This is a genomic window from Photobacterium pectinilyticum, from assembly GCF_024357955.1.
Classification (GTDB): domain Bacteria; phylum Pseudomonadota; class Gammaproteobacteria; order Enterobacterales; family Vibrionaceae; genus Photobacterium; species Photobacterium pectinilyticum.
This window is the reverse complement of the sequence record NZ_JANEYT010000137.1, coordinates 1-6748: the sequence shown is the minus strand read 5'-3', so window position 1 is coordinate 6748 and position 6748 is coordinate 1. Positions and strand designations below refer to the sequence as shown.

At 49.9% G+C, this 6748-nt stretch carries 5 protein-coding genes; 2 read left to right on the top strand and 3 right to left on the bottom strand.

Annotated features, from left to right (window positions below):
* Positions 1 to 160: 160 nt before the first annotated feature.
* From hemG to NHN17_RS25160, 3 genes are read right to left on the bottom strand one after another with little or no spacing between them, the layout of a single operon-like run.
* A complete protein-coding gene (hemG, locus tag NHN17_RS25170) occupies positions 161 to 685 on the bottom strand; it encodes a menaquinone-dependent protoporphyrinogen IX dehydrogenase (protein WP_255045417.1) in 525 nt (174 codons plus the stop codon).
* A gap of 11 nt (positions 686 to 696) precedes the next feature.
* A complete protein-coding gene (locus NHN17_RS25165; protein WP_255045416.1) occupies positions 697 to 2154 on the bottom strand; it encodes a TrkH family potassium uptake protein in 1458 nt (485 codons plus the stop codon).
* Between the two features lie 43 nt (positions 2155 to 2197).
* Positions 2198 to 2821 carry a YigZ family protein gene (locus NHN17_RS25160; RefSeq protein ID WP_255045415.1) on the bottom strand — a complete coding sequence of 208 codons (624 nt, stop codon included), beginning with the start codon at positions 2819 to 2821 and terminating at the stop codon, positions 2198 to 2200.
* Positions 2822 to 3277: 456 nt separating this feature from the next.
* On the opposite strand from NHN17_RS25160, the gene fadB reads away from it, so the two are divergent.
* Positions 3278 to 5440, top strand: coding sequence for a fatty acid oxidation complex subunit alpha FadB (fadB, locus tag NHN17_RS25155; protein WP_255045413.1), 2163 nt, complete (start codon positions 3278 to 3280; stop codon positions 5438 to 5440).
* A gap of 27 nt (positions 5441 to 5467) precedes the next feature.
* Positions 5468 to 6634: an acetyl-CoA C-acyltransferase FadA gene (gene fadA / locus NHN17_RS25150; protein ID WP_255045412.1), complete on the top strand. Its 1167-nt coding sequence runs from the start codon at positions 5468 to 5470 to the stop codon at positions 6632 to 6634.
* The last annotated feature ends 114 nt before the right edge of the window (positions 6635 to 6748 follow it).

The following is a 6748-nucleotide window of genomic DNA, read 5'->3' as shown; positions in this document are numbered from 1 at the left end:
AAGAACAATACTGATTGGTTAGCGGCTTAAGTTGCCGTGCTCCGTGTCAGTGAGGTCGCATTATAGAGAGTTCGATCTGGTTGGCAAGGGGCTATTTAAAAAAAAATGGCCAAAGCTGACAGTTCGAACAAAAAACAAACAAGGCTATCAAAAAGGCAGCTTAAAAGCTCTTAAAACGGTCTGCGAACGCCTCAACTTTTTGCCAATCGGTGTATTCGACCTCTTTGCTGGTGTCGGTTTCCCCACCGGTAATACGCATAATGAACTGAATCATCATCCGATCAAGCCAACCATAACGAGGGTAACGCAACGCTCCTGCAAAAACAGCTTGCAGTTCAGGTTGCCAAGGTGAACGCCTGAGGAACGTCTTCATATATACACTTGTCTCTGGTGTATTCTTTCCTTCTTTACGTGCCGTAAGGTTCACACAGAAAAAACCAACCTTTGCTTGTTTCAGGGCAAGGAGGTTATTTTCTATAAATTTATATAGCTTTTTATTCAAATGCCCATAGCGGATAGAGGCGCCGATTAGGACGCGACTATAGTCGGCAAAGTTCACTGAGGTTATCGTATTCAGATCAACAAGCTCACATGCACAGCCTTCACCCAGGTTTTTTTCTATATATTTTAAAATCTTAACCGTTTGACCATCACTGCTGGAGTGAAGCAATAATACTTTTTCCATACCGTCCTCTACTAATTACGCCAAAACGTTGGAGTAAATAACACTAATAACGTAAAGACTTCTAAACGACCAAAGAGCATCGAGATAATGAGAACCCACTTAGCAGGGTCATTAACTTCGCCAAAATGCACTGCCACTTCACCAAGGCCTGGTCCTAGATTATTCAACGTAGCGGCGACCGCAGAGAAGGCAGTAAGCTCATCGAGACCAGTGGCAATCAATGCCAGCATACAGATCACAAACACCAGAGCATAAGCTGAGAAAAATCCCCATACCGCATCGACAACACGTTGCGGCAGGGCTTTATTGCCAACCTTAATAGTATAAATTGCTCTCGGGTGAACCAACCGCTTAAGCTCCCTGACACCTTGTAATAACAACAAGAACATCCGGATCACCTTTATCCCCCCGCCCGTTGAGCCAGCACAACCGCCAACAAAAGAGGAAAACAGCAATAAGACCGGCAGAAACAGTGGCCATTCCGAGAATCCAGTGGTGGTAAAGCCAGCCGTGGTTGATATTGAGACAGTTTGGAACAGTGCCTGATCAAACGCATCGTGATACGAGTTATAGGAATGGTGTTTGAGCAACATTCCAAAGCAGATCAGAAACAATATTAATTGTGATGCAAAAAAGGCCCGAAACTCCGGGTCCCGCCAATAAGTACGCAGATGAATGCCGCCATTAGCAAACGCGGCAAAGTGCAATGAGAAATTACAGGCCGATATTAGCAGGAACACAACAGTGATCATGTTAATCGTTGGGCTATTAAAGTAGCCCATACTGGCATCATGAGTAGAAAAGCCCCCAATCGCCACGGTCGAAAAACTATGTGCTATCGCATCAAACGCCGTCATACCTGCCAGCCAAAAGGCCAACGCACAGCTTATAGTCAAGGCGAGATAGATGTACCAGAGAGCCTTAGCAGTCTCGGCAATACGCGGGGTCATCTTGCTATCTTTAACCGGGCCAGGAATTTCCGCCCGATATAACTGCATCCCACCGATACCAAGTACAGGCAAGATGGCAACGGCCAAGACGATGATCCCCATGCCTCCGAACCATTGCAACATCTGGCGGTAAAATAAAATAGCCTTGGGAAGATAATCGAGCCCGACAATCACCGTAGCACCGGTTGTCGTCAGTGCCGAAAAGGATTCAAAAAAGGAGTCAGTCGTGGACAAGTCGGGGGTTTTGGCCAAAATAAAAGGTACCGCACCGGCACTGCCGATAACAGTCCAGAACAACACGACAATAAGGAAGCCATCCCTTGCCTTGAGCTCCCTGCGGTAATGCCGGTTTGGCACCCACAACAATGCACCACCGGCAAAAAGAAGAAAGAAAGTCACGACAAACGGCAAACCTGCACCGTCACGATAGATAAATGCCACCAACGCTGGCGCCAGCATGGTGACACTGAATAAGGCGAGCAATAGCCCGACAATCCTGATAATGGAACGAAATTGCATTGCCTATTAGGCTCTCATCTATATATTGAAAAAGTTAACAGAGCTACTCTGAACGGTCGACCGCACTCACCTGCCCACCGCTGCGGCTGAAGAGTGTCGCACTGAATGCCTCGACCTGACGGCGATCCAATTCAATCACCAGTGTGACCCGCTGCCCATAGTCAGCTTCGATCTGGCAGCCTAAGAATTCCGTGGCCAATGACTCCACCAGCGATACCTGATTATACCCGCAGCTGATCAGCAGTTCCGAAGTTATTAACTTTTCTTTGGTTTGCAGCACAGTTAAGGCTTGTTGAACACCCCCACCATAGGCTTTAACCAAGCCACCAGTCCCCAACTTTATACCGCCAGAATAGCGGGTAACAACGGCGGTGATCTCCCCGACGCCTGATCCAGCCAGTTGAGCAAGGATAGGTTTACCGGCTGTTCCCGATGGTTCCCCATCATCACTGAATCCCCACTTCATCGAATCTTCAGGCCGCCCAGCGACAAAAGCCCAACAATTGTGTCTAGCATCATGGTGCTGGTTTTTGATGTACTGGACGAATGCCTTGGCTGCCTTCACATTTGGGGTATGTGCCAAATAAGTAATAAAGCGGCTTTTTTTAATTTCTTCTTCGAAGGTCGCACTACTTGCCGGGATCAGGTAAGGCTCACTGACGGTCATATCCTGCCGCATTTCTCTGTTATAGGTGGAATATCTCAGGATACCACAACCTCGGTAGTTGCTGTAATTTGTCCACGGGGCAGCACATAGACACGAATATTAGTCGATTCTTCAAACCGATCGCTCCTTCGATTGAAATACGTCCGCAGCACTGTGCTCACAGATAGTCCCATTTACGATTAACAAACCGCTCAACACTACAAATTAATAACAACATAATAAAAATCTTAGGCGCACCCCAAAAACAACTACCCACTTGATATAAAAAACAAAAAAACCTTATCCGCCCACACACCCCTGATCGACTGAACCTCTTACCAACCACAAAAGTTAAACAAATGTTTAAAATAAGTATTGTAATAGTTGCACAACAGGTTCAGACTATAATTTAACCTACTGACAGGTCAAACCAGTTAAATCAAATTCGGCACAGACCGGAACTCATGGAGATAGAAGATGATTTACCAAGGTGAAACCCTATCCGCTCGCTATCTGGAAGATGGCATCGCCGAGCTCAACCTCAATGCTCCCGGCGCAATCAACAAGTTCGATCTAAAAACCCTTGAAAGCTTCAATGAAGCCCTTAATGCGCTCTACCATCAGAGCGACCTCAAGGGCCTATTGATCACTTCAAGCAAAGACGCGTTTGTCGTCGGGGCTGATATCACTGAATTTCTCGGCTTATTTACTAAGCCGGTAGAGGAGTTGTCACAGTGGGTAACCCATGCCAACGACATCTTCAATAAATTGGAAGACTTATCGGTTCCAACCCTGTCAGCCGTCAATGGCCATGCTCTGGGCGGGGGGTGTGAGTGTATTCTGGCCACCGATCTACGCTTGGCCGATAGCAAAGCCCGCATCGGTTTGCCAGAAACCAAACTCGGTATCATGCCTGGCTTTGGTGGCACCGTTCGCCTGCCCCGCCTGATCGGTGCTGACTCCGCCATGGAGATCATCACTGCCGGTAAAGACAAAAAAGCCCTCGATGCCCTTAAGCTAGGTCTTGTCGATGGCGTTGTCGAACCCGAGCAATTACATTCTGCAGCACTGGCCATGCTAAAAGACGCTATTGCCGGTAAGCTAGATTGGCAATCACGCCGCGCCCAGAAAAAAGCACCACTGACTCTTAACAAAATCGAAGCGACCATGAGCTTTACCATGGCCAAAGGCATGGTTGCACAAGTCGCCGGACCACATTACCCGGCGCCAATGGCTGCCGTAAAGGCCATCGAGGAAGCAGCAAGGTGCCAACGAGACGAAGCACTGGCGATTGAAAGCAAACATTTTGTCACCTTGGCTAAAACCGATGTCGCCAAATCGCTGGTTGGGATCTTCCTTAACGACCAGTACATCAAGGGGCAAGCAAAAAAAGCGGCTAAAGCCGGACAACCCACCAGCAAGGCAATGGTGCTAGGTGCCGGGATTATGGGTGGTGGCATAGCCTACCAATCGGCGCTTAAAGGCGTACCAGTACTGATGAAAGACATCAGCGATGCGTCCCTTGATCTTGGTATGGGAGAGGCCGCTAAACTACTGAACAAGCAGCTCGAACGCGGGCGTATTGATGGCCTAGGCATGGCGAAAGTTCTTAGCGGGATCACTCCAAGCCTACACTACGCCGGTGCAGAAGAGACCGACATAGTGGTTGAAGCTGTGGTCGAAAACCCCAAAATCAAAGCGGCAGTACTTAGTGAAGTCGAAGGCTTGGTGGGTGAAAATACCGTAATAACCTCTAATACTTCGACGATCCCTATCAACTTACTCGCCAAGTCACTAAAACACCCAGAGAAGTTCTGTGGGATGCATTTCTTCAATCCAGTGCACCGCATGCCTTTGGTCGAGATTATCCGCGGTGAACAGACCTCTGACGAAACCATCAACCGAGTTGTCGCCTATGCTGCCAAGATGGGTAAATCCCCTATTGTGGTAAACGACTGCCCGGGGTTCTTCGTCAACCGTGTGCTGTTCCCTTACTTCGCTGGCTTTAGCCTACTGTTACGCGACGGGGCCAACTTCCAGCAAATCGACAAAGTGATGGAAAAACAATTTGGCTGGCCAATGGGTCCTGCCTATCTCTTGGATGTAGTCGGTATTGATACTGCGCACCATGCTCAGGCCGTGATGGCCGAAGGCTTCCCTGCGCGAATGGGCAAAGACTACAAAGATGGCGTCGATGTGATGTTCGAAAATGGCCGCTACGGTCAAAAGAGTGGCCAAGGATTCTATGCTTACAGCACCGATCGCAAAGGCAAACCAAAGAAAACGGCCGATCCGGATGTTACTAAGCTGCTTGCGCCGGTTTCGGGCAGTGCCAGTCAGTATGATGCCGAGGCAATCATTGCCCGGATGATGATTCCAATGATTAACGAAGTGGTTCGCTGCCTAGAGGAAGGGATCATTGCCAGCCCGGCTGAAGCCGATATGGCTCTGGTGTACGGCTTGGGCTTTCCCCCATTCCGTGGTGGTGTATTCCGTTACCTAGACACCCTTGGCCTGGCCAACTACGTCCAGCTGGCAGATAGCTATGCTCACCTTGGCGCCGTTTACGAAGTACCGGCTGGGCTGCGTGAGAAAGCCGCCCAAGACGGCCGTTACTACCCTGTACCGAGCAACGCGTGATCATGGCTTAAGGATGAGGAATTAAAAATGAATAACGTTGTAATCGTTGATTGTATCCGGACACCGATGGGGCGCTCAAAAGGCGGAGCCTACCGCCATGTCCGCGCAGAAGACTTGTCAGCTCACCTAATGAAAGGACTACTAGCACGCAACCCGCAAATTGATCCGGGTAGTATTGAAGATATCTACTGGGGCTGTGTCCAGCAGACACTGGAGCAAGGTTTCAATATTGGCCGCAACGCCGCTCTACTCGCTGGGATCCCTCACACCGTTGGCGCAACAACCGTCAACCGTCTATGCGGCTCCTCTATGCAGGCGCTACATGATGCAGCCCGTGCGATCATGGTTGGCGATGCCGATACCTGTATCATCGGTGGGGTCGAGCACATGGGCCACGTCCCAATGAACCACGGAGTCGACTTCCATCCCGGAATGTCAAAGTCCGTCGCAAAGGCGGCAGGAATGATGGGGCTGACGGCAGAAATGCTGGGGCGTATGCACGGTATCAACAGGGAAATGCAGGATGCCTTTGCTGCCCGCTCCCACCAGCGTGCCCATGCCGCCACGATAGAAGGTCGGTTTGCCAGCGAGATCCTTCCGACTGAAGGCCATGATGTCGATGGCCGCCTGACACTGTTGACCCAGGATGAGGTGATCCGCCCAGAGACCACAGCTGAGTCCCTAGCCACACTACGTCCGGTGTTCGATCCGGTCAACGGCACTGTTACCGCTGGCTCTTCTTCTGCTTTATCTGATGGGGCTTCGGCCATGATGGTGATGAGCGAGGATAAAGCCAAGGCGTTGGGGCTGACGATCCGTGCCCGAGTCAAAGCTATGGCAATTGCAGGCTGCGATCCTTCCATTATGGGTTATGGGCCGGTCCCGGCCAGTCAAAAAGCACTCAAGCGTGCAGGACTGACTATCGATGATATTGGCATGGTAGAACTCAATGAAGCCTTTGCCGCCCAGTCTTTGCCATGTGCCAAAGATCTCGGGCTGCTGGATGTAGTAGAAGAAAAGGTCAACCTCAATGGTGGTGCCATCGCCCTCGGTCACCCACTCGGATGCTCCGGTGCCCGTATTTCAACCACTCTCATCAACCTAATGGAACATCAAGATGTTCAGTTTGGTCTTGCGACCATGTGTATCGGCTTAGGTCAGGGAATCGCTACCGTCTTCGAACGGGTTGAGTAAGTTCCTGTAATTATTAACAAGCCCGCATTTGCGGGCTTCAGATTGCTGACGAACCCCACTTTTTAAGTGGGGTTCTTTTTTAGAGAGCGGCCGCGATCGCGATTTTTTTACCTA

What these genes read in the sequence shown, in the direction of transcription:
- hemG (WP_255045417.1), bottom strand. Translation starts at nt 685, where the DNA reads ATGGAAAAAGTATTATTGCTTCACTCCAGCAGTGATGGTCAAACGGTT.
- NHN17_RS25165 (WP_255045416.1), bottom strand. Translation starts at nt 2,154, where the DNA reads ATGCAATTTCGTTCCATTATCAGGATTGTCGGGCTATTGCTCGCCTTA.
- NHN17_RS25160 (WP_255045415.1), bottom strand. Translation starts at nt 2,821, where the DNA reads ATGACCGTCAGTGAGCCTTACCTGATCCCGGCAAGTAGTGCGACCTTC.
- fadB (WP_255045413.1), top strand. Translation starts at nt 3,278, where the DNA reads ATGATTTACCAAGGTGAAACCCTATCCGCTCGCTATCTGGAAGATGGC.
- fadA (WP_255045412.1), top strand. Translation starts at nt 5,468, where the DNA reads ATGAATAACGTTGTAATCGTTGATTGTATCCGGACACCGATGGGGCGC.